Below are 24711 nucleotides of genomic sequence, written 5' to 3'. Positions count from 1 at the left end.
ATGCATACAAAAATTCTCGGAACTGGTAGTTATCTGCCAGTGCAGGTGCGTAGCAATCAAGATTTGGAAAAAATGGTGGAAACCAGTGACCAATGGATTGTTGAACGTACAGGTATTTCAGAACGCCGCATTGCGGCGCAAGACGAAAATGTCTCAACTATGGGCTATCAGGCGGCATTGAATGCGTTAGAGATGGCCGGCATAGAGGCATCAGAGTTAGATATGATCATTTGTGGCACCACCAGTGCGGCAAATGCGTTCCCTGCGGCAGCCTGTGAAATCCAAGCCATGCTTGGCGTGCATACTATTCCGGCCTTTGATATTGCGGCGGCTTGCTCAGGTTTTGTGTATGCCTTATCTGTGGCGGACCAATTTGTTAAAAATGGTACCGCGAAAAAAGTACTGGTGATTGGCGCTGACGTATTATCCCGTCTGTGTGAGCCAGAAGATCGCACTACTATCATTCTATTTGGTGATGGTGCAGGGGCGACGGTTATCGGTGCTTCCGATGAGCCTGGTATTATTTCGACCCATATTTATGCAGATGGTCGTCAGGGTGACTTACTCAAGTGTGCCTTCCCACCTCGTCAGGGTGAAAGCTCTGAAGCGGTTGGTTTTATGACCATGAAAGGCAATGACGTCTTTAAAGTGGCGGTAACTCAGCTATCCCATGTTGTGACTGAAACATTGCGCCTGAATAATATCGACAAGTCGGAAATCGACTGGTTAGTACCGCATCAGGCTAACTTCCGCATTATTAATGCCACGGCGAAAAAGCTAGACATGAGCTTAGATAAAGTGGTGTTGACCCTTGCCAAACACGGTAATACCTCGGCGGCGTCGGTACCGATTGCCTTAGACGAAGCCGTGCGTGATGGCCGGATCCAACGTGGCCAGTTGTTGCTGCTCGAAGCCTTTGGTGCTGGTTTTGCGTGGGGCAGTGCGCTCGTCCGTTTTTAACCGTATCTGGATACGACTAAATTCCTAACTATCGTTATCTTGGTTTGCTGTCCAAGATAACGGTTTAGTGTTCAATAAATTAAGTTCGCCATAGGTAATTTGATATGGAAAATGTAGCTTTTGTATTCCCAGGCCAAGGTTCACAGGCTCTAGGCATGTTAGCCGAGCTGGCTGGTGCACAGCCGATTGTGGGACAAACCTTTGCCGAAGCGAGTGAAGTGTTAGGGTATGATCTGTGGGCTTTAGTGCAAGACGGCCCCGTTGAAACCTTAAATGAAACCGACAAAACCCAACCTGCATTATTAGCGGCGAGTGTTGCCATTTGGCGCGCTTATGTCGCTTCGGTTAAGGCCATGCCAGCAATGTTAGCGGGTCACAGCCTAGGCGAATATTCTGCATTAGTCTGTGCTGGTGTCATCGACTTTAAAGATGCGATCAAACTGGTTGAGCTGCGTGGTCAACTGATGCAACAAGCTGTACCAGCAGGCACTGGTGCCATGTACGCCATTATCGGTCTGGATAATGACGGTATTGCTAATGCGTGTATTGAAGCTGCCCAAGGCGAAGTGGTGAGCCCAGTTAACTTTAACAGCCCAGGCCAAGTGGTTATCGCAGGTCAAAAAGAGGCGGTTGAACGTGCCGCTGCGGCCTGTAAAGCGGCGGGCGCCAAAATGGCAGTTGCACTGCCTGTCAGCGTGCCATCACACTGTGCATTAATGAAACCTGCTGCTGATAAATTAGCCCTTGCCTTAAACGATGTGCAGTTTAACGCACCAAGCATCACAGTTATCAATAACGTGGATGTGGCATCGCCAACTGCGGTCGCCGACATTAAAGATGCGCTGGTGCGTCAACTCTATTGCCCAGTGCGCTGGAGCGAAACTGTTGAATTAATGGCCGAACAAGGCATTAGTCAACTGGTAGAGTGCGGCCCTGGTAAAGTATTGACAGGTCTTGCGAAACGCATTAATAAATCTCTTTCTGCCCAAGCAGTTAATGACGTTGCATCCCTTGCCGCGTTAACTGAATAAGGAGTTTGTATGAGTATCAATCTGAGTTTAGCGGGCAAAGTTGCCTTAGTGACAGGCGCGAGCCGTGGTATTGGCCGCGCGATTGCCGAAACCTTAGTCGAAGCCGGTGCGATTGTGGTAGGAACTGCCACAAGTGAGAAGGGCGCCGCAGCAATTCAAGAATATCTGGGTGACAAAGGTTTTGGTTTAGTGCTTAATGTTACCGATAGTCAATCCGTCACCGATTTATTCGATTCGATCAAAGAAAAAGCGGGTGATGTTGATATTCTAGTCAACAACGCGGGTATCACCCGTGATAACTTGCTGATGCGAATGAAAGATGATGAATGGAACGATATCATCGATACCAACCTGACATCATTGTTCAGACTATCAAAACCTGTGATGCGTACCATGATGAAAAAGCGCTTCGGCCGGATCATCAATATTGGTTCAGTGGTAGGCACTATGGGCAATGCAGGTCAAGTTAACTACTCGGCTGCAAAGGCTGGTTTGATCGGATTTACAAAATCTCTTGCAAGAGAGGTTGCATCTCGTCAAATTACAGTTAATGCTATCGCTCCTGGATTTATCCAGACCGATATGACTGATGAGCTGACCGAAGATCAGCAAAAAGCTATCATGTCTCAGGTTCCGATGGAACGATTAGGGCAAGCGCAAGAAATTGCAAATGCAGTGCTCTTTTTGGCGTCGGATTCTGCCGCTTATATCACAGGCGAGACTTTGCATGTGAATGGCGGTATGTACATGGTTTAAGGGCGGATGGCAGGGATACTGTCGCAACTGAGTAGTGATCTGTATCAATTGGTCGCTAAATTTCGTGGTTAGACCACGAAAACTAAGCTTGCATTGTCAGCCAAATCTAATAAACTACTCGCAATCTTACGCAAGTGCGTAATTTGAATAGGAAAGAAAACTAATGAGCAACATCGAAGAACGTGTAAAGAAAATCATTGTAGAGCAACTGGGCGTTAAAGAAGAAGACGTTAAACCAGCGGCATCTTTCGTTGACGATCTGGGTGCAGATTCTCTGGACACTGTTGAGTTGGTTATGGCTCTGGAAGAAGAGTTTGATACCGAGATCCCTGATGAAGAAGCTGAAAAAATCACTACTGTTCAAGCAGCGATCGATTACGTTTCTAAGAATCAGTAATTCTGAATTCTAGAGAACAGGCGGCAAATATGCCGCCTGTTTTTGTTTTACCCCCGCCTAATTCTGCAATAGTGCCATTCAATCGTCTCGGGAAGCTGTGTTGCATTTGTCCATGGGATGCTCGCCGCAGATTGGCGAAAACTTTCTAATGATAGAACCGCATTTGTCTGTCATAACTTAATCTATTTAGCATTCAAAAGGTGACTGCCGTGTCTAAACGTCGTGTAGTGGTAACCGGTTTAGGGTTAGTAACGCCCGTGGGCAATACTGTCGACACTACTTGGAAAGCCCTGCTTTCGGGTAAGAGTGGGATTGCGCCCATAACCAAATTTGATGCCAGCGAATTCACCACTCGTTTCAGTGGTTCTGTAAAAGATTTCGATGTCGAACAGTACTTAACCAAAAAAGACGCCCGTAAAATGGACCTCTTTATTCAGTATGGTATGGCTGCGGGTATTCAAGCTATCCAAGACTCGGGTCTGGATATGAGCAAAGTAAACCCTGGCCGCGTCGGTACTGCTATCGGTGCGGGCATGGGAGGCATGTGGCTGATTGAACAAAACCATAGTGCGCTATTAAGCGGTGGCCCTCGTAAGATTTCGCCTTTCTTCGTGCCTAGCACCATCATCAATATGATTGCTGGCCATTTATCGATTATGTACGGTATGACAGGCCCTAACTTTGCCGTCACTACCGCTTGTACTACCGGTGTGCACAATATCGGTTTTGCGGCGCGCACCATCGCCTATGGAGATGCTGACGTGATGGTTGCCGGTGGCGCCGAAGATGTCACTTGTCCATTAGGCGTCGGTGGTTTTGGCGCGGCTAAAGCGCTATCAACCCGTAACGATGATCCAACAGCAGCCAGCCGTCCATGGGACAAAGACCGTGATGGTTTTGTCATCGGTGATGGTGCGGGTGTGATGGTGATGGAAGAGTACGAACACGCCAAGGCACGCGGCGCGACCATTTATGGTGAGCTCGTCGGTTTTGGTATGAGCGGTGATGCTTTCCATATGACATCGCCACCAAGTGATGGTGCAGGGGCTGCGGCGGCTATGGTGAATGCGGTGAATGATGCCAAGCTGCCATTTGAGAAAATTGGTTATATCAATGCTCACGGCACTTCAACACCTGCGGGTGATAAAGCAGAAGCAGCAGCGGTTAAATCTGTGTTTGGCGACCATGCCTACAACTTGCTCGTCAGCTCGACTAAGTCTATGACAGGTCACTTGCTGGGCGCTGCGGGTGCGGTTGAAGCGATTTTCACCCTGCTTGCGCTACGCGATCAAGCTGTACCGCCAACCATCAACCTCGATAATCCAGATGAAGGCTGTGATTTAGACTTTGTGGCGCACACTGCCCGCGATGTGAAGTTAGAATACGCTCTGTGTAACTCCTTCGGTTTTGGTGGTACTAACGGCTCATTGCTGTTTAAGAAAGTCTAAACAGCGGTTAGCTCGATAAAAAATGCGCCTATTGGCGCATTTTTTTATGCTCGAAGAGTGCCGAACATCACTTTCTAACGTGCTGATATCCTATGGTTAATCTTTATTCATCCTACTTGTTTAATCCTGCTTGCCGCCGATAATGACAGGCATACTCCGTCTAAAGGAAGCTTGTCATGTTAAATCCTCTGGTGATCCCGCTGGTGCCTATCGTTGGGGCGGTAGCCGCTAATTTAACCGAGTTAATTCGCGGTGAATCTAAAGCTTGGCATCCCAATACGAATATCGGCATGAAGACTTTCACTTTTGCGATTGCGGCATATGTGCTGGTGTGGTTTGCGTTGTTGGTGACCGCCATCAGTGTCGGCGGTAACAACCATATGTCATCGGGATTTGAAGTGATAGGGCTGTTTTTGGCGGGGTTGGGTATTTACACTTATGGCAAGGGTACTCGCTTTGTTAGCAGCCAATTACAGCTGTGGTTATACCGTCTTGCTCTTCCGGGATTATTACTGTCTTGCGGGTTGATAATCTACTTCGGCTAAATCGGTTCTCTTCGCCAAGACAATCGTAATTATCTTTACGCTATTATGCATTTCTATCGTAAACTCAACTTATTGCAAAATCATTGAGCCACAGAGGCTGAATAAGTTGAGGTTATATGGCTGGTATCGATAGACAAATTACCCTGAGATTTTTGTCAGAGCCTGCGGATGTGAATTTTGGTGGTAAGGTTCACGGTGGCGCTGTGATGAAATGGATTGACCTTGCAGCCTATGCCTGCGCCGCGGGTTGGAGTGGTAAATATTGCATTACTGCTTACGCCGGCGGTATTCGATTTGTGCAACCTATCCTCGTGGGCAATATTGTCGAAGTCAGCGCCAAGGTGATTTATACCGGCAAGACCTCGATGCATATCGGTATTGATGTTCGGGCAGGGGACCCTAAGGTCTCTGAGCGCCATCTCACTACTCACTGTATCGTTATCATGGTGGCCGTGGATGAAAACGGGCAACCGACACCCGTGCCTGAATGGGTGCCACAGACTGAGCATGATATTCACCTGCGTGATTCTGCGCTGCGTTTAATGGAAATGCGCAAGAAAATTGGCGCCGAAATGGAAGCCCATGTGCAAAAGTGATTTAGGCTCGTGATACAAAACCAAGGCGCCAGTGTGCGCCTTGGTTGTTTCTGTCGAACACTGCGTTTGCTGCCAAGGGCGTTTTTGCTCTGACGCTTGCCTAAGCGAGTGCTACACTGCCGCCAGCGTTTTCTCTACCGATTGACTCTGTAAGTTGAAACACTTGCTCGCATTTTTTTAGTTTAGGTCGGGTCTTTCTCGGAGTAACATAAGCGCGCGTTCTGCGTGTCGTTAGTCCATTTTGTCAATTCAGTGTTGTCAATTTAGCGGCGTTAAATGAACACAGTAAAAATGTTTGGTGTAAAACGTTTCACCCTCTTTATCAATTAAAGGAATTCCTCATGGCAAAAGTCGCATTTATTGGTTTAGGCGTAATGGGTTACCCCATGGCAAGACACTTACTCAACAAGGGCCATGAGGTTACTGTGTATAACCGGACTTTTACCAAAGCACAAACCTGGGTCGAGAACTATGGCGGCCGTTGCTGCCCAACGCCTAAAGAAGCGGCTATTGGCCAAGATATTGTTTTTACCTGCGTAGGCAACGATAACGACTTGCGGGAAGTGGTATTAGGCAATGATGGCGTCATTCATGGACTGGCGCCTGGCACTGTATTGGTTGACCATACAACGGCTTCTTCCGATGTGGCCCGTGAGTTACATAAAGTGCTGGCCGAAAAAGGCATCGATTTTCTCGATGCGCCTGTATCGGGTGGCCAAGCGGGCGCCGAAAATGGCGTGTTGACTGTAATGGTCGGGGGCGATCAAGCCGTGTTTGAGCGTGTTAAGCCCGTTATAGAAGCCTTTGCTCGTTACGCTGAACGTTTAGGTGAGGTGGGTGCTGGCCAGCTCACTAAGATGGTCAACCAAATTTGTATCGCAGGTGTGGTTCAAGGTCTTGCCGAAGCACTGCAATTTGCCCGTAAGGCTGGTCTTGACGGTGAAAAAGTGGTTGAGGTGATCAGTAAAGGCGCGGCACAAAGCTGGCAGATGGAAAACCGCTACAAGACCATGTGGGGTCAAAGCTATGATTTTGGCTTTGCCGTCGATTGGATGCGTAAGGATTTAGGCATAGCCCTAGAAGAGGCTCGCCGCAATGGCTCGCACTTACCCTTAACTGCGTTAGTGGATCAGTTTTATTCTGAAGTTCAAGCCATGGGCGGTAATCGTTGGGACACCTCAAGCTTATTAGCGCGTTTTGAGAAAAGCACTAAGTAGGCGGTGATTGCCAAATAGATGACCACCGTGAATTTGATGGTATAAAAAAGCCCAGTCATGCACTGGGCTTTTGTATTGATGGAGGATAAAGACCGATTAGTCTGCCCAGCGAATATGGGTAATTAAACTGTGACTCTCGCCGGGAGCCAGCGTTAATTTATCTTCAAGCACATTGGCAGCTTCGAGACACACCATAGTCAAATAGTCATCGTCATTAAAGCGGGCAAGACGAGTCGATTTTTCAATCCAAGGGTTCCATAGCACGGCCGAGTGGCTATTTTCGCGGCTCACTTCAATCACACCTTGGGGCGTATGTAAGTGTTGTACTGGACCTAGGTTGGTGTAAACGCGGTCGGTTTCGCGGTCGAATAGCACATCATCTGTTGTTTGCGGGTAAGGCCCTTCGGCAAACTCAATATATTGAGCACCGTTAAAGCCAGTGGCTTTAAGCTGGTGAATATCTTCAATCGGAAAATAGCTGTGTAATGCTTGGGTGAGCGTTACGGGCACATCGCCAAGGTTAGTGTTAACTAAGCTGATACTTAAGGTTTCACCTAAGGTAAAGAGGACGTTGACTTGGGTATGGTGCGGCCAAAAGACCTTATCTTCTTCGCTGATCGTTAAGCTGAAATGCAAATCCACCAATTGATTACGCATCTCAACCGACTCGAGTGTCCAAATTCGGGTGCGGGCAAAACCATGCTGTGGAAAATTAGCTTGATTACTCATGCCAAACCAAGGCCAGCAGACGGGGACACCACCACGGATCCCATTACCGGGTTGATAGTCATCCGCCGAAGACACCCATAACAAGGGCGGCTTACCTACGGGTTGAAAATGGTCGATTTGCGCGCCCTGTAAAAAAATCCTTGCTTGGCATAACGCAGTGTTCACTTCGATATAATCGAGCCCGTTTGCGTGTTTTTTGGTGGTAACAGAACCCATAGTAACAATATCCTCAACCTGATGACGTATCAGCAATACAAGCACTTAGCTTACAAACTTTTGCACTTGAGCATAAGCCTTTGTTGCGATCAATTTACGGTTTCGCTGTTCGATTGTGCAAACAAAAGTCATTGCGCCAAGGTCCAGATGCTTCCTTTTTCAACAGATTTAGCTAAAGTGGTCAGAGCACTTAGTTCATTGCCATAAAACAAGAAAGGGAAGCGATTATGCCAGTCTATCAAGCACCACTACGTGACTATCAATTTATCCTCGATGAAATGTTGCTTATTTATCAGCAAGATGCTCTAAAAGGCTTCGATGAAATCGACCCCGATCTGGTCGATGCCATCCTACAGGGTATGGCGGATTTCAGTACTGAGGTGATGTTGCCGTTAAATAGCGTAGGGGACGTGCAGGGCTGCAAACTCGTGGATGGCAAAGTGGTTACCCCCGAAGGTTTTGCCGACGCCTATCAGCAGTTTGTCGACAATGGCTGGCCAACACTGACCTGTGATCCCGCCTATGGCGGCCAAGGGTTACCCGAAGTGGTCGGTATTTTCGCCACCGAGATGCAAACCTCGACCAACATGGCCTTTGCCATGTATCCCGGCCTTACCCATGGCGCCTATGCGGCCATTCATGCCCACGGCAGTGAGGCGCTTAAACAGAAGTATTTAGCCAAATTAGTGAGTGGTGAATGGACTGGCACCATGAACCTAACCGAATCCCATGCCGGAACCGATTTAGCACTGCTGCGTACTAAGGCCGTTCCCGCGGCGGACGGCCATTTTGCCATCACTGGGGAGAAGATTTTTATCTCCTCGGGTGACCATCAATTTACCGATAACATAGTGCACTTGGTATTAGCCCGTTTGCCTGATGCGCCTGAAGGGGTGAAAGGGATTTCGCTGTTTGCTGTGCCCAAAGTGTTAGTCAACAGTGATGGCAGTTTAGGTGAGACGAACTGCCTCTATGCTAGCGGCCTTGAGCACAAAATGGGGATCCATGGCAACTCAACCTGCGTGATGGTATTTGAGGGGGCACTCGGTGAGTTAGTTGGCGAACCCCACCAAGGGCTGCGCGCAATGTTTACCATGATGAACCAAGCGCGCCTTGGTGTCGGGATGCAGGGATTAGGCGTCTCTGAAATCGCCTATCAAAATGCCTTGGCCTATGCCAAGGACAGATTGCAGAGCCGCGCCATCAGTGGGGCTAAGGCGCCCGAAAAAGACGCCGATCCGATCTTGGTTCACGGTGATGTGCGCCGGATGCTGTTATCGCAAAAAGCCTTTAACGAAGGTGCCCGTGCACTCGTTGGCCAGCAGGCGCTGTGGCTCGATGAGGCAGAGCGCCATAGCGATCCTGCCAAGGCAAAAGTAGCTGCCCAATTAGCGGCCTTATTTACGCCAGTGGTGAAAGGTTTTATCACAAATCGTGGCTTTAACGCCTGTGTGGATGCCCAGCAAGTATTTGGCGGTCATGGCTATATCCACGAGTGGGGAATGGAGCAATTTGTGCGTGATAGCCGTATTGCACTGATTTATGAAGGCACTAACGGCATTCAGGCGCTCGATTTAGTCGGGCGTAAACTGCTAAGCGATCGCGGCGCTGCCATGCAACAATGGTCTGCGCTAGTTACTGAGTTTATTCAATCACAGGGCAAAGATGCGCAAATGCAGCCCTATGTGAGCGGGCTAATGGATTGCGCCACCGATTTACAAAAGGCGAGTGGTTATTTAGCGACCCATGCGGCCAGCAATCCCGACATTATCGGCGCGGCATCGATGGCGTATTTAGAGTTGTTCGGCATTACTGCTCTCGCATGGATGTGGGCGCGCATGGCTAAAATTGCACTGACTGCGCTCGAAAATGGCACGCAAGAGACCGACTTTTATCAAGCTAAACTGAAAACGGCGGACTTTTATATGGCGTATTGGGCCGTGCAAAGCCGCAGCCTGCGTAAACAGTTGGAGCAGGCGAGTGAGATGTTAACAACGCTCGATGAAGCTATTTTTTAAGCCTTTACATTCAAAGCGTTATAACCAATGAAAACAGTAAAAAGCCAGCAGAGTGATGCTGGCTTTTTTATTGGAGATGGCTTTTATTAAGCGCCATTCAGTAAGAGCTATGCACTAAGATCCATACACAAAGAACCATGCACTAAGAGCCATTCCGCTATATCCATACATAACGAGTGGACTCTCTTTACAATTGTTACAAACCCCGACCGATGTAAATTTAAATGAGAATTATTGTCATCTAATAATCAAACTTTATAATGACGGCACATTTTAGATGACATGGGTAAACCACTGGTTTGCTCAAGGTTGGGGGACTTTGTGAAATCACGTTTTACCTATTCAATACTAACGCTTGCCCTGATGCCGCATTTGGTCTTTGCGGCTGCGCCTAACGCTCAAGAGCGTCAACCCGAACAAGAAAGTGCTTCAACGGCACAAGCCGATATACAAACCAACACACAGGCCGAAGCACAAGCCAGCACACAAGCCGAGACTAAGGCACCTGAGCGAATTGTCGTGCGTGGTCGCGCCATGCAAATGTATGTCGATAAAGAGACGGAAATCGGCACTAAAACGGCAATTAATGTGATGGAGCTGCCGCAGTCAGTACAAGTGCTGACCGAGCAACTGATTGACGATCAAGCCGCCCGCAATATTACTGACTTATACCGCTCCATTGCCGGTGTGAGTGAATTTAGCTATTCCGGCGTGACCTTTCGTGGTTTTCGCGACGATGCCAACGTGTTTTACGATGGCGTGCGTGGCGACCCGTATTCGGGATTCTCGGTGCCACAACTGTTCAACGTGCAGCGAGTTGAGGTATTAAAAGGCCCTGCCTCGGCACTCTATGGCGGCGGTGAACCCGGCGGCATGATTAACTATGTGACGAAAAAACCAACCTTTGTCGAGCGTAAAGAGCTCACCTTAAGCACGGGCAGTTACGACATGATGGGCGGCTCGCTGGATTTCACCGGCGGCTTAAGCGAGGATTTAGCCTATCGATTGGGGGGCTATTATCAACAGGAAGATAGCTTCCGTAACAATGCCGATAGTTTAAATGCCGAAGTAGCAGGTGGCTTACTGTATGAAATCAGTGACGATACTAAGCTCACCACCACATTCGATCTGATAAGACAGGATTTGGGCGGTAATCGACTCCGTGGTGTACCCGTGGATGATGCGGGGAATTTCCTGGTTGACCCTTCCTATAATGCCAACGAGAAGAGCGACTTCCAGAAAATGGATGCCTTGGTGCTGCAAGCGATTCTCGATCATCAATTTAGTGATGATTTTTCGGTAAAAACTCAAATTCGTTATCTGAATAATGAATCCGATCAGCAATATCACGAATCCCGAGGTTGGGTCGATGTGAACGGTGATGGTAAGGCAAACAGCGCAGATGGCACCATCAAACGTGAATATCGTGTTCAATCCCGTGCCAATGACGAAATCAGTTTAACCAACGATTTTGTCTATCGCTTTAATGCCTTAGGTTTTGAGCATGAGTTCCTGTTTGGTGGTGATTATCACTATGTCGAAACCGAATACCATTACAAGTTGGCGACCAGCAAGGAAGGCGTGGGTAATCTCAATATCTTTGAGCTGAATTACGGTGAAACTAATCCGAGTGCTTATCAGTTAAAAGACATGGATACCGACGGTACCCGCTCCAACCGTTTTGGCCTCTATCTGCAAGAACATCTGCATTTCAACGAGCAGTGGTCTTTAATTGCGGGTCTACGCTTTAGCCAGTTTGATGATTACGATAAAAAGACCGGATTCTCCTTTAGCGATAATGCCATTACCCCAAGGGCTGGGCTGAATTATCGTCCAATCGAATCTATGTCTTTCTATTTGAACTACTCAGAGAGTTTCAATCCGGCATCATTGTCGGATCAAGAGAGCATTAAAAGTGACGGTGCACTCGATCCCGAAACTGGTAATCAGATTGAACTTGGGATGAAAAACGAGTGGCTTGATGGCCAGTTTATGACCACGCTTGCACTTTATCGCATTGAAAAACAAAATGTGGCCCAGGCAAACCCTTTAGATACTGGGGATGATGATGGTATTCCTAACTTGGTTAATTTAGGTAAAGTACGTAGCCAAGGGGTGGAATGGACGCTGGTGGGCGATCTCACGGATAACCTTACCGTAACGGTCAACTATGCCTATAACGATACCGAAGTGATTAAAGGTGTGACCAATGACAGCGTAACCAACACCTTTGGCGACGGCAAACACTTTGCCAATGCGCCGCGTCATCAAGCAGGTTTATGGACGCGTTACGATATTCAAGCGATTGATTCGGCGATTGCTTTTGGGATGGACTATGTGGGCGAGCAATTTAGCCTTAATGGTCAAACGGTGAAGCCCCATACAGTGTTTGATATGAGCTGGACGACCCAATGGGATCAAACCCAAGTGCGCGTAAATCTGAAGAATATCTTCGACAAGGAATATGCTGTTAGCGGATTTAGTGAGCGCAATGGCCATTTCCCCGGTGAGCCACGTAATGTCACCTTGGAGTTGACCCATAAGTTCTAGGGTAAAGCTTCCAAGTGTCATCTATGCCCGCGTGATGATTCGCGGGCATAGATTAATTACCAATAAATTGTATATAAAGATAAATTCCGCTATGCCTTTTAATATGCATGAGCATTTTTGCATTGCTGCTAACCATGCCATGATTCGCGTAACATGCTTCTCATATTTCATTTATCGATTACAACGATAGATTCTATCCGTTTTTGACTGTGACAATCTTTGTTTAGACTGAGCTTATCTATTCTCCATTGCGTCTTTGTTGCGATAAGGTCAGTTATGCCGCCGATTAGCCATTTATCTTCTGCCTCTCAATCTGTTACCACGCCGAAAGTAGCGTTAATTGCAGAAGGCGGTGGCCAGCGCGGCATTTTTACCGCAGGCGTACTCGATGCTTGGCTTGAGGCGGAGTTTGACCCCTTCGATTTATTGATTGGCACCTCAGCAGGCTCGCAAAACTTGACCAGTTTTTTAGCCAGACAAAAGGGTTACGCCAAAAAACTCATCCGAGGGCTAACGCGCCATAAACGCTTCTATCAACTAGGCCGCGGTCTGATTGGTGCCAATGTTATCGATCTCGACTGGTATTTCGAGCAGACTCAGCGTGGCAGTTTTAAGCTGGATTTAGCGGCGGCCAGTCAATCCCTCAATGGGCGAGAGCTCCTTATTACGACTACACGAGTCTCTAATCGCCAAGGGTATTTCTTGAGTCCAACCAGTCATGAGCACTGGCGTGAACTACTTAAAGCCTCTAGCGCTTTGCCTTTTTTATATAAACAGGGGGTCAAGTTAACGCCTTGGTTAGGGATTGAATCTGCTCATCATACCGATGCGACACTCGAACCCGAGCAAGACTTTTACCTCGATGGCGGCTTAGCGGCGCCGTTGCCCGTGCGTGAGGCGTATAAACGTGGTGCCCGCAAAATTGTGGTGGCTAGAACGGTCAATGAGGACTTTCAAGCTCAATCGGCTTGGGTACATAAGCTTAAATCGTGGATCTGTGTCTCTGGCTTTTGCCCTAAGACCATTGATTACTTAGTGCAGCATGAAGAGGCCTATCAGGCCGAGTTAGACTTTATTGCCAATCCTCCCGATGATGTTGAAATTGTGCAGATTTTTGCGAAGGCGCCATTACAGAGCAAGCTGTTAGGCAGCGCAGATGCGGATTTACGCATTGATTACCAGCAAGGGATAAAGGCGGGGAAGGCGTTTCTTGCAAAGTCCTCTTGGCAAATTACCAAGGCTAACGATGCGACGCCCGTTGCACCGCTGGCGATATCGGCCTAGGTTATTTGTTCGATCTTAAGGTGATATTCCAAAGCCGTATTTATGCTTGGCGCCGTGTGGTCATGCTAAATTATTAAAAATTATATAGTTAAAGATAAAAGCCACCCTAGGGTGGCTTTTATCTTGATGGCATGCGTCAGCGATTAATAGCTGGCGGCATGCACTGAGCGTACGGCGCGACCAGAGGGGTCGATAATTCCACGTAGGCTTTCATCCCATGCCAGCGCTTCTGGGGTAGAGCAGGCGACCGATTTGCCACCGGGCACGGTTTCAGCGGCACTTGGCAATGGATAATGCTCTTCAAAGAAACAACGGTAGAAATAGGCTTCCTTGGTTTCTGGTGTGTTGTACGGGAAGCGGAACTTCGCGTTAGCCAGTTGCAAGTCGTCTACTTGCTCAGCGGCATGGGCCTTCAAACCATCGATCCATGAGTAACCCACGCCATCGCTGAATTGCTCCTTTTGACGCCAGGCGACTTCTTTTGGCAACTTATGTTCAAAGGCTTGGCGCAGAATGTGTTTCTCAATGCGGCCATCCTTAGACATTTTTGCCTCAGGGTTGATACGCATCGCCACATCCATAAATTCCTTATCGAGGAAAGGCACGCGGGCTTCGAGTCCCCACGCCGCCATGGCTTTGTTGGCGCGCAGACAATCGAACAAATGCAGTTTATCCAGTTTACGCACGAGTTCTTCATGGAAGGCCTGCGCGTTTGGCGCCTTATGGAAGTACAAGTAACCGCCAAAGAGTTCATCGGCACCTTCACCCGATAACACCATTTTGATCCCCATCGCCTTGATTTTACGGGCCATCAGGTACATAGGTGTCGCGGCACGAATGGTGGTCACATCATAGGTTTCTAAGTGGTAGATGACTTCCTTAATCGCATCTAAACCCTCTTGGAAGGTAAAGTTGATCTCATGGTGAATGGTACCAATCGCATCGGCAACCTTTTTAGCGGCGGCTAAATCGGGTGCGCCCTTTAAACCCACGGCAAAGGAGTGTAGCTGTGGCCACCAAGCGCCACTTTGATCGTCATCTTCGATTCGGCGCTTGGCAAAGGTTTGGGTAATCGCCGAGATCACCGAGGAATCTAAACCGCCAGACAATAACACGCCGTAGGGCACGTCGGACATCAATTGGCGCTTAACTGCGGCTTCGAGGGCATCGCGTAATTCTTCTTGGCTGGCGCCGTTATCTTTCACCGCATCAAAGCTCTGCCAATCGCGAGTGTAGTATTGCACTGGCTCACCTATGGTTGAGTACAGATATTGCCCTGGCTGGAATTCAGCCACGGTTTTACAGACGGGCATCAGCGCCTTCATTTCGGAGGCAACGTAGAAGTTACCCGCCGCATCACGCCCAGTGTAGAGCGGGATAATGCCCATATGATCGCGGCCAATAAGGTAGGCGTCTTTGGCTTTATCGTAGAGTACGAAGGCGAAAATACCGTTTAATTTATCAAGAAATTCAGTGCCATATTCCTGGTACAGCGCCAATATCACTTCGCAGTCAGAGTTGGTTTGATAGCTGTATTTATCGCCGAGTTGGGCTTTGAGTTCTTTATGGTTGTAGATCTCACCGTTGACCGCGAGGATAAGGCTGCCGTCTTCGGTTAACAGTGGCTGCGCACCGTGTTCAATATCGACAATCGCCAAGCGCTCATGGGCCAAAATCGCTTTATCGCTGGCGTAAATGCCTGACCAATCGGGGCCACGATGGCGCATCAGTTTGGACATTTCCAGTGCCACTTGGCGCAGCTCTTTCGCATCGGATTGAATATCTAAAATTGAAAAAATCGAACACATAATGCAACTCCTAAACCGCTGTATTTCATTTGAGGATGTCTCAATTGAGTATCAATGTGCCAGCGATTCGGGATTTTGCCAAATGTTATTTTTGATGATTCGTTCGTTTTTAGGTGTTTTGAATGAGTTTGATGTATCTCTAAAATGATTTTAATTGATGTTTATTTAAATAATTTAGTTTTTTTATGAGCAAAGTGTTTTTGTATGTTGGTTGCAAAGCGGGATATTGGTAAATACGTAATGTTCACTCAAGAAAATCCGTTTTTGGCAAAATCATCATAAATGTGAGCAAGATAGTGATCCAAGCGCAAATGTTGCTGATTTAATAACCAGTTTGTCGGCGGTCATTGCGCGTGTTGCTACAGTCAAGGTCAAATTGTGAGCGTAAAGTGGGGAAGCTCGTGAAAATAATAAGGCACCTTTCAAGGTGCCTTATGGGATGTTTTAGCGATGAATCGTTTTCAAGTGCTTACTTTGCGGCCGTGGCAAGTTCCGTTTTGGCAGGACGCAGGCTGTTGAACTCAGTGCCTTGATAGTAGCCTGGCCAATCTTGGCTGTTACCTAAGGTGCGAGTCACCTGATAGTAAACTTCGAGATCTTGAATCGCACCGCTCAGATCCCAGTCTTCACGGTATTCATCGCAGACATTGTGGTAGCAGCCCTTCATGGTGGCTTGCATTTGAGTCTTATAGCTTGCTGTTGCGGCATCTATGGGTTCGCTTCCGCCACCAGCAAAAACCGCAGGCACGCCAAGTTTGGCAAAGCTGAAGTGATCAGAGCGGAAGAAACCGCCCGATGCAGGATTCTTTTCACCCAAAGCAATACGGTTTTGCTGTTTGGCGGCATCGACTAAGTAGTTTTCAAGCTCGGACTTGCCTTTACCGACGATAGTGAAGTCCTTGGTTTTTCCATAGATATTGGTGCTATCTAAGTTGAGCACTGCCACGGTTTTATCAATGGGATAGATAGGGTTGGCGGCGTAATAGCGTGAGCCGAGTAAACCCTGCTCTTCACCCGTCGTCGCGATAAAGGTCACCGAGCGAGCTAAGCCGTGACCCTGTTTAGCGTTATCGGCCAGCTGTCTGGCGATTTCTAAAATGCCCGCAATGCCCGATGCGTTGTCCATGGCTCCGTTGTAAATCTTATCGCCTTCTTTACTGTCATCTTTGCCAATATGGTCCCAGTGCCCAGTAAATAGGATTTGCTCATCTGCCTGCTTAGTACCCGGAAGCGTGGCGACGACGTTATAGCTGTTGGCGTATTCGGCTTTGTTTTTAAAGGCGATGTTGGCCGTTTGCTCTAGGGGTAAGTTAATGGGGCTATCGGCGGCGCGCGCCATCAGCGTTGGTAGGGATAAACCCGCTTTTTCAAATAATTGTGTTGCAGCATCTAAGGTTAACCAGCCTTCGACTTGCACGCGACTGTCTTGCTCGGCTTTGCTGAGGACTAAATCCTGCTGCGCACCGGTCCAGCTGTTTTCAACCACGGACCAAGGATAAGAAGCAGGCTCTGTATCGTGAATGATCAACGCACCGAGTGCGCCTTGGCGGCTGGCTTCTTCAAATTTGTAACTCCAGCGACCATAGTAGGTCATGGCTTTACCGTTAAACTTGCCAGAGTCAGGGCGGGCAAAGCCGGGATCGTTCACAAGGATCACCGCAATTTTGCCTTTCATATCCACATCTTGGTAATCGTTCCAGCCATATTCCGGCGCATTTACACCGTAGCCAACAAACACTAAGGGCGCGTTTTCGATATTGACGCCGCCATTATCGTGACGACTGTTTAAGACGATATCTTTGCGATAGGTTAACGGCAATCCTGCCAAGCTGATTTGCTGCGCATCGTAGGCGGTATAACTCACCATAGGTACAGGTTGTAAAAAACTGCCTTGATAGGCGCCTTTGAGTCCCATTTCGGCAAAGGCCTTAGACAGATAGTCTAAGGTGAGCTTTTCACCGTGGGTGGTGGGGGCGCGGCCCTCAAACTCATCGGAGGAAAGATTTTTAATATCGTCTCTAAAGCGTGTTTCATTCATTTGCACGGGTTTCAGTGCTGCACTGCTGTTAGCATCGGGCTGGGCCGAATTAGGGCTGCAGGCGCTGAGCATGGCTAGCGCGCAGACAGGATACAAACGTCGCATAGGTTAATCCTACTGTTGTTTTTAGGGCGTGTTTCACGCATATATCAAAGGGGTATGTCGCGCCTTATCATGAAGCAAGCGCTATTGGTGGACAAGGGAGAGCCAAGGGGAAAAATGTTACTTAATGTTGCTTTACCGTATCGAGTCTGTTGTGGTTCTCAGCACGCTAAGGTGCTGAGAATCGGGCGATTTAAGGATTAAACCACATCAATATCGCCGGCGCAGGCGAATACATGATTCGGGCGGAAAGGCTCTTTATCGATATCTTCAAGCTTACTCACGCCGCTGGTGACCAGAATGGTCTCAAGCCCTGCTTGAAAACCCGCCAGAATATCGGTGCGCATATTGTCGCCAATAATCACTGTATTTTCGGAATGGCCGTCGATATGGTTGAGCGCGGAGCGGATAATCCACGAGCTGGGTTTACCCACATAAAAGGGTTTTTTGCCAGTAATACGCTCTATCGGTGAACACAGGGCGCCGCAGGCTGGACTGTAAGCGGGGCCGTGGGTGTCGGGGTTGGTGGCGATAAAACGGGCACCGCGGGCGACGAATCCGGCGGCCTTATGGATCATATCCCAGTTATAGGAGCGGGTTTCACCGACAATCACGAAGTCGGGATTAATGTCAGTAATGGTAAATCCTGCTTTGTAGAGCTCATGGGTGAGGGCGCCTTCGCCAATCACAAAGGCTTTACTGCCTTCCTGATGCTTTAAAAAGTCGGCGGTGGCCATGGCCGAGGTGTAAAAACATTCTTCTGGTACGTCTATCCCGGCGGCGCTGAGGCGGTTTTGCAGATCTTTACCCGTTTGTACTGGGTAATTGGTCAGAATAACGAGGGGATTGCCTTGGTCGAGAACGCGGTGGATAAATTTATCACTGCCGGGGATCAGCTTATTGTCGTGCAGGAGTACACCATCGATATCGCAGATAATATTTTTCATCTAATAGTCTCTTGTATGCCGAACAAAATCACTTTTCGTTAGCTTATCTAATGCCACATTAGGCGAGAAAACAATGATTTTGTATGACAAGGCGAAAAAAAGAGACCCTTAAGGTCTCTTTTTTTCGCGAGGCAGTGTTTAATCGGGGGCGTAGCCGTTAGGTCCGATTAAGGTGCCATCGAGATAGGCTTGGCCGTCCTGCATTTTAAGGCGCTGATGGCTGAACCATTTCACCACCAAAGGATAAATCGCATGCTCTTGCTCATGGACACGAGCGGCGAGCATCTCTGCGGTATCATCCTCATAAACAGGGACTTTTGCCTGTAAAATCACCGGGCCTGCATCCAGCTCTGGCGTGACAAAATGCACACTGGCGCCGTGTTCAGTGTCTTTGGCATCAATGGCGCGCTGGTGGGTGTTTAATCCGGTATATTTAGGCAGCAACGAAGGGTGGATATTGATCATGCGTCCTAAGTAACGATTCACAAAATCGTTGGTCAGAATACGCATAAATCCGGCCAACACGATCAAGTCGGGTTGGTACTTTTCAATTGTTGCCATTAACCGTGCATCGTAATCAGAGCGAGATTCACCTGAATGAGCAATCACGCAGCTGGTATCAATTTCACTATGATGGGCGCGAATTAAACCGTAGGCATCGGGTTTATTACTGATCACTCCGACAACTTCGGCCTGCAGATTATCGTCACAACCGTCGATAACGGCTTGCAGGTTACTGCCATTTCCGGAAATTAATACAACTACACGACAGCTTTGGGGCATTACAGGATCTCCACTTGCTCTTCATTGCCTTCGCGAGCAGCGATAGCACCGATTAGCCAAGCTTGTTCGCCTTCGGCGGCGAGCAGTGCCAGTGCGGCATCGACTTTATCGGCTGGCAGCGCAACAATCATGCCGACACCACAGTTAAAGGTGCGGTACATTTCATATTCTGCAATGTTACCGTTTTCCATTAACCAATTGAAAACAGCAGGCCATTGCCATGAATCACCTTGGATAACGGCTTTGCAGTTTTCAGGCAGTACGCGGGGGATGTTTTCCCAGAAACCGCCGCCAGTGATATGCGCCATTGCGTGCACGTCCGATGCTTCGATCAGCTTGAGCAATGATTTAACGTAAATTTTGGTTGGTTCTAACAGATGTTGGATCAATGGCTTGCCATTGAGATCCTGTTGAGGGTCCGCTTGGCTGACTTCTAATACTTTACGAACTAATGAATAGCCATTTGAATGAGGACCGCTTGAGGCTAAGGCGATCAGCGCATCACCCGCAGCCACTTTACTCCCGTCAATGATGTCGGCCTTTTCAACCACGCCCACACAGAAACCTGCGAGGTCGTAATCTTCGCCTTCATACATGCCTGGCATTTCAGCGGTTTCACCGCCGATTAACGCACAACCAGATTGGAAACAACCTTCGCCGATGCCGTTAACAACAGAGGTTGCTGTTTCTACATCGAGCTTGCCTGTTGCGTAGTAATCGAGGAAAAACAACGGCTCAGCGCCTTGAACGATCAAGTCGTTCACACACATGGCCACTAAGTCGATACCGACTGTGTCGTGTTTTTTGTAATCGATAGCTAAACGCAATTTAGTACCAACACCATCGGTGCCTGAAACTAAAACAGGTTGCTTGTATTTAGTGGGTAATTCACACAATGCGCCAAAACCACCTAAGTTGCCCATTACCTCTGGACGACGGGTACGTTTAACAGCCGCTTTAATGTTACTTACCAGTGCATTACCAGCATCAATATCAACGCCAGCGTCTTTATAGCTCAGTGGGGTAGGAGTGCTCACGGAGGATCCTCTCGGGTACATCGTTATTGGATTTTTATGCGGCGGTATTCTACCAGCTTGTGCTAGGGGTCGAAAGCCATGATTTGGATTTATCGACTTGCGGGGAGTATTTTTAGCTTCACAGGGGGATATTTCACATTTTCTATCCTGCGATTGGTCATAAAATAGTAGATGAATGGGCGCATCTTAAGCGATAGGCAATAATTCTTGGGATATTGCTCACGATTAGCTCGAATGGCAAAACTTTATGTTTTACCCAATAAACAAATCATCTAAAATCTGAAAAATTTGCCTAAGATATTTCGCGAACAACAGTAGGAGAGAAAAATGAAAGTTGTCGAGGTTAAACACCCGTTAGTGCGTCACAAAATCGGCCTGATGCGTGAAGGTGACATTAGCACTAAACGTTTCCGTGAGCTAGCCGCCGAAGTGGGCAGCTTGTTAACCTATGAAGCTACCGCAGATTTCGAAACCGAAACTGTTACGATTGAAGGCTGGAATGGTCCAGTTGAAGTGGATCAGATCAAGGGCAAAAAAGTGACTGTCGTGCCTATCTTGCGTGCGGGTTTAGGCATGATGGACGGTGTACTTGAGCATATTCCAAGTGCGCGTATTTCGGTTGTAGGTATTTACCGCGACGAAGAAACCTTAGAGCCAGTGCCATATTTTGAAAAGCTGGCCAGCGACATGAACGAGCGTATCGCCCTGATCGTTGACCCTATGTTGGCAACTGGCGGCTCTATGATTGCGACTATCGACCTACTGAAAAAACGCGGTTGTACGTCAATTAAAGCCCTAGTGTTAGTTGCTGCGCCTGAAGGGATTAAAGCCTTAGAAGCTGCGCACCCAGATGTAGAGCTGTATACCGCTGCTATCGACAAGTGCTTGAACGATAAGGGCTACATTCTGCCTGGTTTAGGTGATGCGGGTGATAAGATTTTTGGTACTAAATAATCTGTTGGTTTAATTCCTATCATTAAAAAAGGGAGCTTTAGCTCCCTTTTTTATGTGCTTTTACCTAAAAACTCTTGAGTTTTGATACTTTGGGGTGTTAACGAGTTGTTGAGTTGAAACAGTGACAATGCTATTTTTCTGCGTTTAAAGACATGCCTAGCGTTAATCATTGATTTTGGTTGAGGTAAATACAAATGTGCACGGAGAATGCATTTAATGGATGTTGTTCCAAATTATAACAACTACACCTTGGATGAACTGATTGATGTCCAAAGGAATATCAATAGGGACAAATATCCTGATAGAGCGGCAGAGGTTGACGCACTTATCTCGCTAAAACTTCAGGATCCTGAGGTTAAATCGGTCATGGATAAACAAGCGGAATTAGAAAAATACGCTACGTTTTGTCCTCGATTTTGGTCCTCCATAATCGATAGCGTAATCATCAGTATTTGTTCTGTGATTATTGTAGCTGCGATTACACACGTAGCGCCTGTATTCCAAGTCGCGTTAAGTTATTTCGATACTTGGAAATTTGCATTGTATTCCGTGCTGCTCCATACCCTTTATGGTCAAACATTTGGGAAAATGATCTTTGATATCAAGGTAGTTGACTATAAAACTGAAGGGGCCATTAGTCTTAATCAAGCGCTATTAAGGGATTGTGTTCCCATCATCATGTTAATTTTACTTGTGTTTTTCAGTGTATTTTTCCCGCTTGAGACTACAGAAGATATGTCGAGTTGGAAGCTTTATACCATCATTAGTTTAAGTATCTCTTTCCTTATATGGCATCTACTCGAAATCATTACCATGTTATTTAATGAAAAAAACAGGGCTATTCACGATTATTTAGCTGGGACGGTCGTTATTCGTACCTGACTTGTGTGCCTAGCAAATAAAAAAGCGTGGAATTATCCACGCTTTTTTATGTTAACGCTCATGAGTCTAAGCCTTAAAGAACCATGGCGGCAATCCAGCCAAACACTAACAAGGGGATGTTGTAGTGAATAAAGGTTGGGATCACGCTGTCGCGAATATGGTCGTGCTGACCATCGGCATTTAAACCTGACGTCGGGCCAAGTGTTGAGTCTGACGCCGGCGAGCCAGCATCACCCAGTGCCGCGGCAGTACCGACTAACGCGATTGTGGCGGGTACGGAAAAGCCAAAGCTTAGGGCCAATGGGACATAAATGGTCGCGATAATCGGAATGGTCGAGAAAGATGAGCCAATACCCATAGTAATTAGCAAGCCGACTAATAACATCAAGAAGGCGGCGAGGGCTTTATTGTCGCCAATCAAAGTGCTTAATGACGAAACTAATGTGCCGACTTCACCGGTTTCTTTCACTACTGCAGCAAAGCCCGCGGCTGAGATCATGATAAAGCCAATATTGGCCATCATGCGCACGCCTTGAGTGAAAATATCTTGATCGGCTACGTGTTTAAGTGCGCCAGAAAAACTGAAGATCATAAAGCCGACTAAGGCACCAAAGATCATCGAATCAGTCTCAAGCTGCACAAACAAGGTTGCAAGTATAGCTACTGCGGCGATAGCAATATTACGCTTATTGAGAGTCTCTTCGGGCTCGGCAGTCAGTACCTTAGCTTCATCGTAAACCCTCGGCTTGCGATAGCTTACAAATACGGCAAATAGTAAACCTGTTACCATACCGGCAGCAGGGATAAGCATGGCTGGCGGAATTTGCTCGCGCACGGCGACTAAACCATTACTGGTAAGGTTAGAAAGCAAAATATCATTTAAGAAAATGCCGCCAAAACCTACGGGTAAAATCATATAGGTGGTCACGAGACCAAAGGTCAACACGCAGGCTACCAAACGGCGATCGATATTCAGCTTGGTCATCACATGTAGTAGTGGTGGCACTAAGATCGGAATAAACGCGATATGAATTGGCAGAATATTTTGCGACGCCATCGACATCACTAGCAAAGATAACAACAGTAACCAGCGCACCCAATTGGTGTTGGTGGCATTAGGTTCCTTACCTAGGCTTTTAATGATGGAGTTTGAGATCAGTGTCGTTAAGCCTGAATGGGATAATGCTACGGCGAAGGCTCCGAGTAAGGCGTAACTGAGGGCGATTTGCGCGCCGCCACCTAACCCCGTATTAAAGGCATCAATCGTTTGATGCAGATCCATCCCCCCCACTAAACCGGCAACGAGGGCACTGATTGTGAGCGCAACAACCACATTCACCCTCGCTAAACTGAGGACTAACATCAAACACACAGCAATAACGACTGCATTCATAGACAATATCTTAATTCTGTAAACCAAAGGGACTATTTTCGACTGCAAAGGCCGTGTCTGTCCAGTTTACGGCGGCTTTATCTGAAAAATAACTGAAAATGTGAATTGGGTGGGTTTTTACTGTTAGATGAATGTGTTCAACAACGCTTACCACTCGTCCAGATTGCTCTATCCTTAAGCAGTAGTGTCAAAATGCCCTTGAAAAATGTGATATTGGTCTTAAATAGGTTGTAAGGCAAAACGCACGACTTATAATGCCTAAAGATTTGATTGGTAAGCGCTCTCAAATACACTCGTGCAAATAAGCGCAAGCGTGTTTGAGGGATGTTTTACTTTATAGTTAGTTCAACTCATAGATGGAGATATAAAATGAGCGTATTAGTAGGCCGTCCGGCTCCTGATTTCACTGCTGCAGCTGTATTAGGTTCTGGCGAAATCGTAGATAGCTTTAACTTAACTGCGGCCATCAAAGGCAAGCCAGCGGTTGTATTTTTCTATCCACTTGACTTCACTTTCGTTTGTCCATCAGAGTTGATCGCTTTCGATCACCGCATGGAAGAGTTCACTAAGCGTGGTGTTGAAGTGATCGGTGTGTCTATCGATTCTCAATTCACTCACAACGCATGGCGCAACACCCCAGTAGAAAAAGGTGGTATTGGCCAAGTGAAATACACTTTAGTGGCTGACGTTAAACACGACATCTGTAAAGCATACGATGTTGAGCACCCAGAAGCTGGTGTGGCTTTCCGTGGTTCATTCCTGATCGACAAAGAAGGTATGGTACGTCACCAAGTGGTTAACGATCTGCCATTAGGCCGTAACGTTGACGAAATGCTGCGTATGATCGACGCACTGCAATTCCATGAAGAGCACGGTGATGTTTGCCCAGCTGGTTGGGAAAAAGGCGACAAAGGTATGAACGCAAGCACTGAAGGTGTTGCGGCTTACTTAGCTGAAAACGCAAGCTCTCTGTAATTTACGGATCTTCGTTTAATAAAAAAGCTGCCCATGGGCAGCTTT

The 24711-nt window shown here is 47.5% G+C and carries 21 protein-coding genes; 14 read left to right on the top strand and 7 right to left on the bottom strand.

What is annotated here, in order from left to right; translation table 11 throughout:
• The 8 genes from ACK5NH_RS03605 to ACK5NH_RS03570 all read left to right on the top strand — a co-directional run bounded on the left by ACK5NH_RS03605 (position 1) and on the right by ACK5NH_RS03570 (position 6950).
• Positions 1–960: a beta-ketoacyl-ACP synthase III gene (locus ACK5NH_RS03605; RefSeq protein WP_416917828.1), complete on the top strand. Its 960-nt coding sequence runs from the start codon at positions 1–3 to the stop codon at positions 958–960.
• A gap of 104 nt (positions 961–1064) precedes the next feature.
• On the top strand, positions 1065–1991 hold the full coding sequence (gene fabD / locus ACK5NH_RS03600; protein WP_416917827.1) for an ACP S-malonyltransferase: 927 nt from the start codon (positions 1065–1067) through the stop codon (positions 1989–1991).
• 21 nt (positions 1992–2012) lie between these two features.
• Positions 2013–2747 (top strand): 3-oxoacyl-ACP reductase FabG, encoded by a 735-nt coding sequence (gene fabG, locus ACK5NH_RS03595; RefSeq protein WP_197062292.1) that lies wholly within the window; start codon positions 2013–2015, stop codon positions 2745–2747.
• A 163-nt stretch (positions 2748–2910) separates the two neighbouring features.
• Positions 2911–3144 (top strand): acyl carrier protein, encoded by a 234-nt coding sequence (gene acpP, locus ACK5NH_RS03590; protein WP_006081231.1) that lies wholly within the window; start codon positions 2911–2913, stop codon positions 3142–3144.
• A gap of 209 nt (positions 3145–3353) precedes the next feature.
• Positions 3354–4592 (top strand): beta-ketoacyl-ACP synthase II, encoded by a 1239-nt coding sequence (gene fabF / locus ACK5NH_RS03585; protein ID WP_039978489.1) that lies wholly within the window; start codon positions 3354–3356, stop codon positions 4590–4592.
• A gap of 176 nt (positions 4593–4768) precedes the next feature.
• Positions 4769–5137: a hypothetical protein gene (locus ACK5NH_RS03580; RefSeq protein ID WP_416917826.1), complete on the top strand. Its 369-nt coding sequence runs from the start codon at positions 4769–4771 to the stop codon at positions 5135–5137.
• A gap of 116 nt (positions 5138–5253) precedes the next feature.
• On the top strand, positions 5254–5733 hold the full coding sequence (locus ACK5NH_RS03575) for an acyl-CoA thioesterase (protein WP_011623149.1): 480 nt from the start codon (positions 5254–5256) through the stop codon (positions 5731–5733).
• A 341-nt stretch (positions 5734–6074) separates the two neighbouring features.
• Positions 6075–6950, top strand: a complete 876-nt coding sequence (locus ACK5NH_RS03570; RefSeq protein WP_416917825.1) for an NAD(P)-dependent oxidoreductase — start codon at positions 6075–6077, stop codon at positions 6948–6950.
• 96 nt (positions 6951–7046) lie between these two features.
• Here ACK5NH_RS03570 and ACK5NH_RS03565 read toward each other — a convergent pair whose 3' ends face one another.
• Positions 7047–7895: a D-hexose-6-phosphate mutarotase gene (locus tag ACK5NH_RS03565; protein ID WP_416917824.1), complete on the bottom strand. Its 849-nt coding sequence runs from the start codon at positions 7893–7895 to the stop codon at positions 7047–7049.
• 227 nt (positions 7896–8122) lie between these two features.
• On the opposite strand from ACK5NH_RS03565, the gene ACK5NH_RS03560 reads away from it, so the two are divergent.
• The 3 genes from ACK5NH_RS03560 (at position 8123) to ACK5NH_RS03550 (ending at position 13747) form a co-directional block, all read left to right on the top strand.
• Complete coding sequence (locus ACK5NH_RS03560; protein WP_416917823.1) at positions 8123–9913, top strand: acyl-CoA dehydrogenase C-terminal domain-containing protein; 1791 nt, start codon at positions 8123–8125, stop codon at positions 9911–9913.
• A gap of 321 nt (positions 9914–10234) precedes the next feature.
• Positions 10235–12463 carry a TonB-dependent siderophore receptor gene (locus tag ACK5NH_RS03555; RefSeq protein WP_416917822.1) on the top strand — a complete coding sequence of 743 codons (2229 nt, stop codon included), beginning with the start codon at positions 10235–10237 and terminating at the stop codon, positions 12461–12463.
• Between the two features lie 276 nt (positions 12464–12739).
• Positions 12740–13747, top strand: coding sequence for a patatin-like phospholipase family protein (locus ACK5NH_RS03550; RefSeq protein WP_416917821.1), 1008 nt, complete (start codon positions 12740–12742; stop codon positions 13745–13747).
• A 143-nt stretch (positions 13748–13890) separates the two neighbouring features.
• On the opposite strand, the gene asnB is transcribed toward ACK5NH_RS03550, so the two are convergent.
• The 5 genes from asnB to purM form a co-directional block, all read right to left on the bottom strand.
• Complete coding sequence (asnB, locus tag ACK5NH_RS03545) at positions 13891–15555, bottom strand: asparagine synthase B (RefSeq protein WP_126511528.1); 1665 nt, start codon at positions 15553–15555, stop codon at positions 13891–13893.
• Positions 15556–16024: 469 nt separating this feature from the next.
• Positions 16025–17698 carry a M28 family metallopeptidase gene (locus ACK5NH_RS03540; RefSeq protein WP_416917820.1) on the bottom strand — a complete coding sequence of 558 codons (1674 nt, stop codon included), beginning with the start codon at positions 17696–17698 and terminating at the stop codon, positions 16025–16027.
• Positions 17699–17895: 197 nt separating this feature from the next.
• Positions 17896–18642, bottom strand: coding sequence for an HAD-IIA family hydrolase (locus ACK5NH_RS03535; protein ID WP_011626525.1), 747 nt, complete (start codon positions 18640–18642; stop codon positions 17896–17898).
• A 138-nt stretch (positions 18643–18780) separates the two neighbouring features.
• Positions 18781–19425 carry a phosphoribosylglycinamide formyltransferase gene (gene purN / locus ACK5NH_RS03530; protein ID WP_011623140.1) on the bottom strand — a complete coding sequence of 215 codons (645 nt, stop codon included), beginning with the start codon at positions 19423–19425 and terminating at the stop codon, positions 18781–18783.
• Positions 19425–20462: a phosphoribosylformylglycinamidine cyclo-ligase gene (purM, locus tag ACK5NH_RS03525; RefSeq protein WP_011623139.1), complete on the bottom strand. Its 1038-nt coding sequence runs from the start codon at positions 20460–20462 to the stop codon at positions 19425–19427. The genes purN and purM overlap by 1 nt, the downstream gene beginning before the upstream one ends.
• Positions 20463–20789: 327 nt before the next feature.
• Here purM and upp point away from each other — a divergent pair, with 327 nt between their 5' ends.
• Both upp and ACK5NH_RS03515 read left to right on the top strand, forming a co-directional pair.
• Positions 20790–21416, top strand: a complete 627-nt coding sequence (upp, locus tag ACK5NH_RS03520) for a uracil phosphoribosyltransferase (protein WP_416917819.1) — start codon at positions 20790–20792, stop codon at positions 21414–21416.
• Positions 21417–21632: 216 nt separating this feature from the next.
• A complete protein-coding gene (locus ACK5NH_RS03515; protein ID WP_416917818.1) occupies positions 21633–22298 on the top strand; it encodes an RDD family protein in 666 nt (221 codons plus the stop codon).
• A 73-nt stretch (positions 22299–22371) separates the two neighbouring features.
• Here ACK5NH_RS03515 and ACK5NH_RS03510 read toward each other — a convergent pair whose 3' ends face one another.
• Positions 22372–23691, bottom strand: coding sequence for a Na+/H+ antiporter family protein (locus ACK5NH_RS03510; protein ID WP_416917817.1), 1320 nt, complete (start codon positions 23689–23691; stop codon positions 22372–22374).
• A 369-nt stretch (positions 23692–24060) separates the two neighbouring features.
• On the opposite strand from ACK5NH_RS03510, the gene ACK5NH_RS03505 reads away from it, so the two are divergent.
• The gene (locus tag ACK5NH_RS03505) at positions 24061–24666 is read left to right on the top strand and encodes a peroxiredoxin (RefSeq protein ID WP_011623136.1); all 606 of its coding nucleotides are present in this window, start codon (positions 24061–24063) and stop codon (positions 24664–24666) included.
• Positions 24667–24711 lie beyond the last annotated feature (45 nt).

This window comes from Shewanella sp. (genome assembly GCF_047975355.1).
Taxonomy (GTDB): domain Bacteria; phylum Pseudomonadota; class Gammaproteobacteria; order Enterobacterales; family Shewanellaceae; genus Shewanella.
This window is presented reverse-complemented; position numbering and strand designations above follow the sequence as displayed.

Coding starts and splice junctions, on each gene's coding strand:
- ACK5NH_RS03605 (WP_416917828.1), top strand. CDS start 1: ATGCATACAAAAATTCTCGGAACTGGTAGTTATCTGCCAGTGCAGGTG.
- fabD (WP_416917827.1), top strand. CDS start 1,065: ATGGAAAATGTAGCTTTTGTATTCCCAGGCCAAGGTTCACAGGCTCTA.
- acpP (WP_006081231.1), top strand. CDS start 2,911: ATGAGCAACATCGAAGAACGTGTAAAGAAAATCATTGTAGAGCAACTG.
- ACK5NH_RS03580 (WP_416917826.1), top strand. CDS start 4,769: ATGTTAAATCCTCTGGTGATCCCGCTGGTGCCTATCGTTGGGGCGGTA.
- ACK5NH_RS03575 (WP_011623149.1), top strand. CDS start 5,254: ATGGCTGGTATCGATAGACAAATTACCCTGAGATTTTTGTCAGAGCCT.
- ACK5NH_RS03570 (WP_416917825.1), top strand. CDS start 6,075: ATGGCAAAAGTCGCATTTATTGGTTTAGGCGTAATGGGTTACCCCATG.
- ACK5NH_RS03565 (WP_416917824.1), bottom strand. CDS start 7,895: ATGGGTTCTGTTACCACCAAAAAACACGCAAACGGGCTCGATTATATC.
- ACK5NH_RS03560 (WP_416917823.1), top strand. CDS start 8,123: ATGCCAGTCTATCAAGCACCACTACGTGACTATCAATTTATCCTCGAT.
- ACK5NH_RS03550 (WP_416917821.1), top strand. CDS start 12,740: ATGCCGCCGATTAGCCATTTATCTTCTGCCTCTCAATCTGTTACCACG.
- asnB (WP_126511528.1), bottom strand. CDS start 15,555: ATGTGTTCGATTTTTTCAATTTTAGATATTCAATCCGATGCGAAAGAG.
- ACK5NH_RS03540 (WP_416917820.1), bottom strand. CDS start 17,698: ATGCGACGTTTGTATCCTGTCTGCGCGCTAGCCATGCTCAGCGCCTGC.
- ACK5NH_RS03535 (WP_011626525.1), bottom strand. CDS start 18,642: ATGAAAAATATTATCTGCGATATCGATGGTGTACTCCTGCACGACAAT.
- purN (WP_011623140.1), bottom strand. CDS start 19,425: ATGCCCCAAAGCTGTCGTGTAGTTGTATTAATTTCCGGAAATGGCAGT.
- upp (WP_416917819.1), top strand. CDS start 20,790: ATGAAAGTTGTCGAGGTTAAACACCCGTTAGTGCGTCACAAAATCGGC.
- ACK5NH_RS03515 (WP_416917818.1), top strand. CDS start 21,633: ATGGATGTTGTTCCAAATTATAACAACTACACCTTGGATGAACTGATT.
- ACK5NH_RS03510 (WP_416917817.1), bottom strand. CDS start 23,691: ATGAATGCAGTCGTTATTGCTGTGTGTTTGATGTTAGTCCTCAGTTTA.
- ACK5NH_RS03505 (WP_011623136.1), top strand. CDS start 24,061: ATGAGCGTATTAGTAGGCCGTCCGGCTCCTGATTTCACTGCTGCAGCT.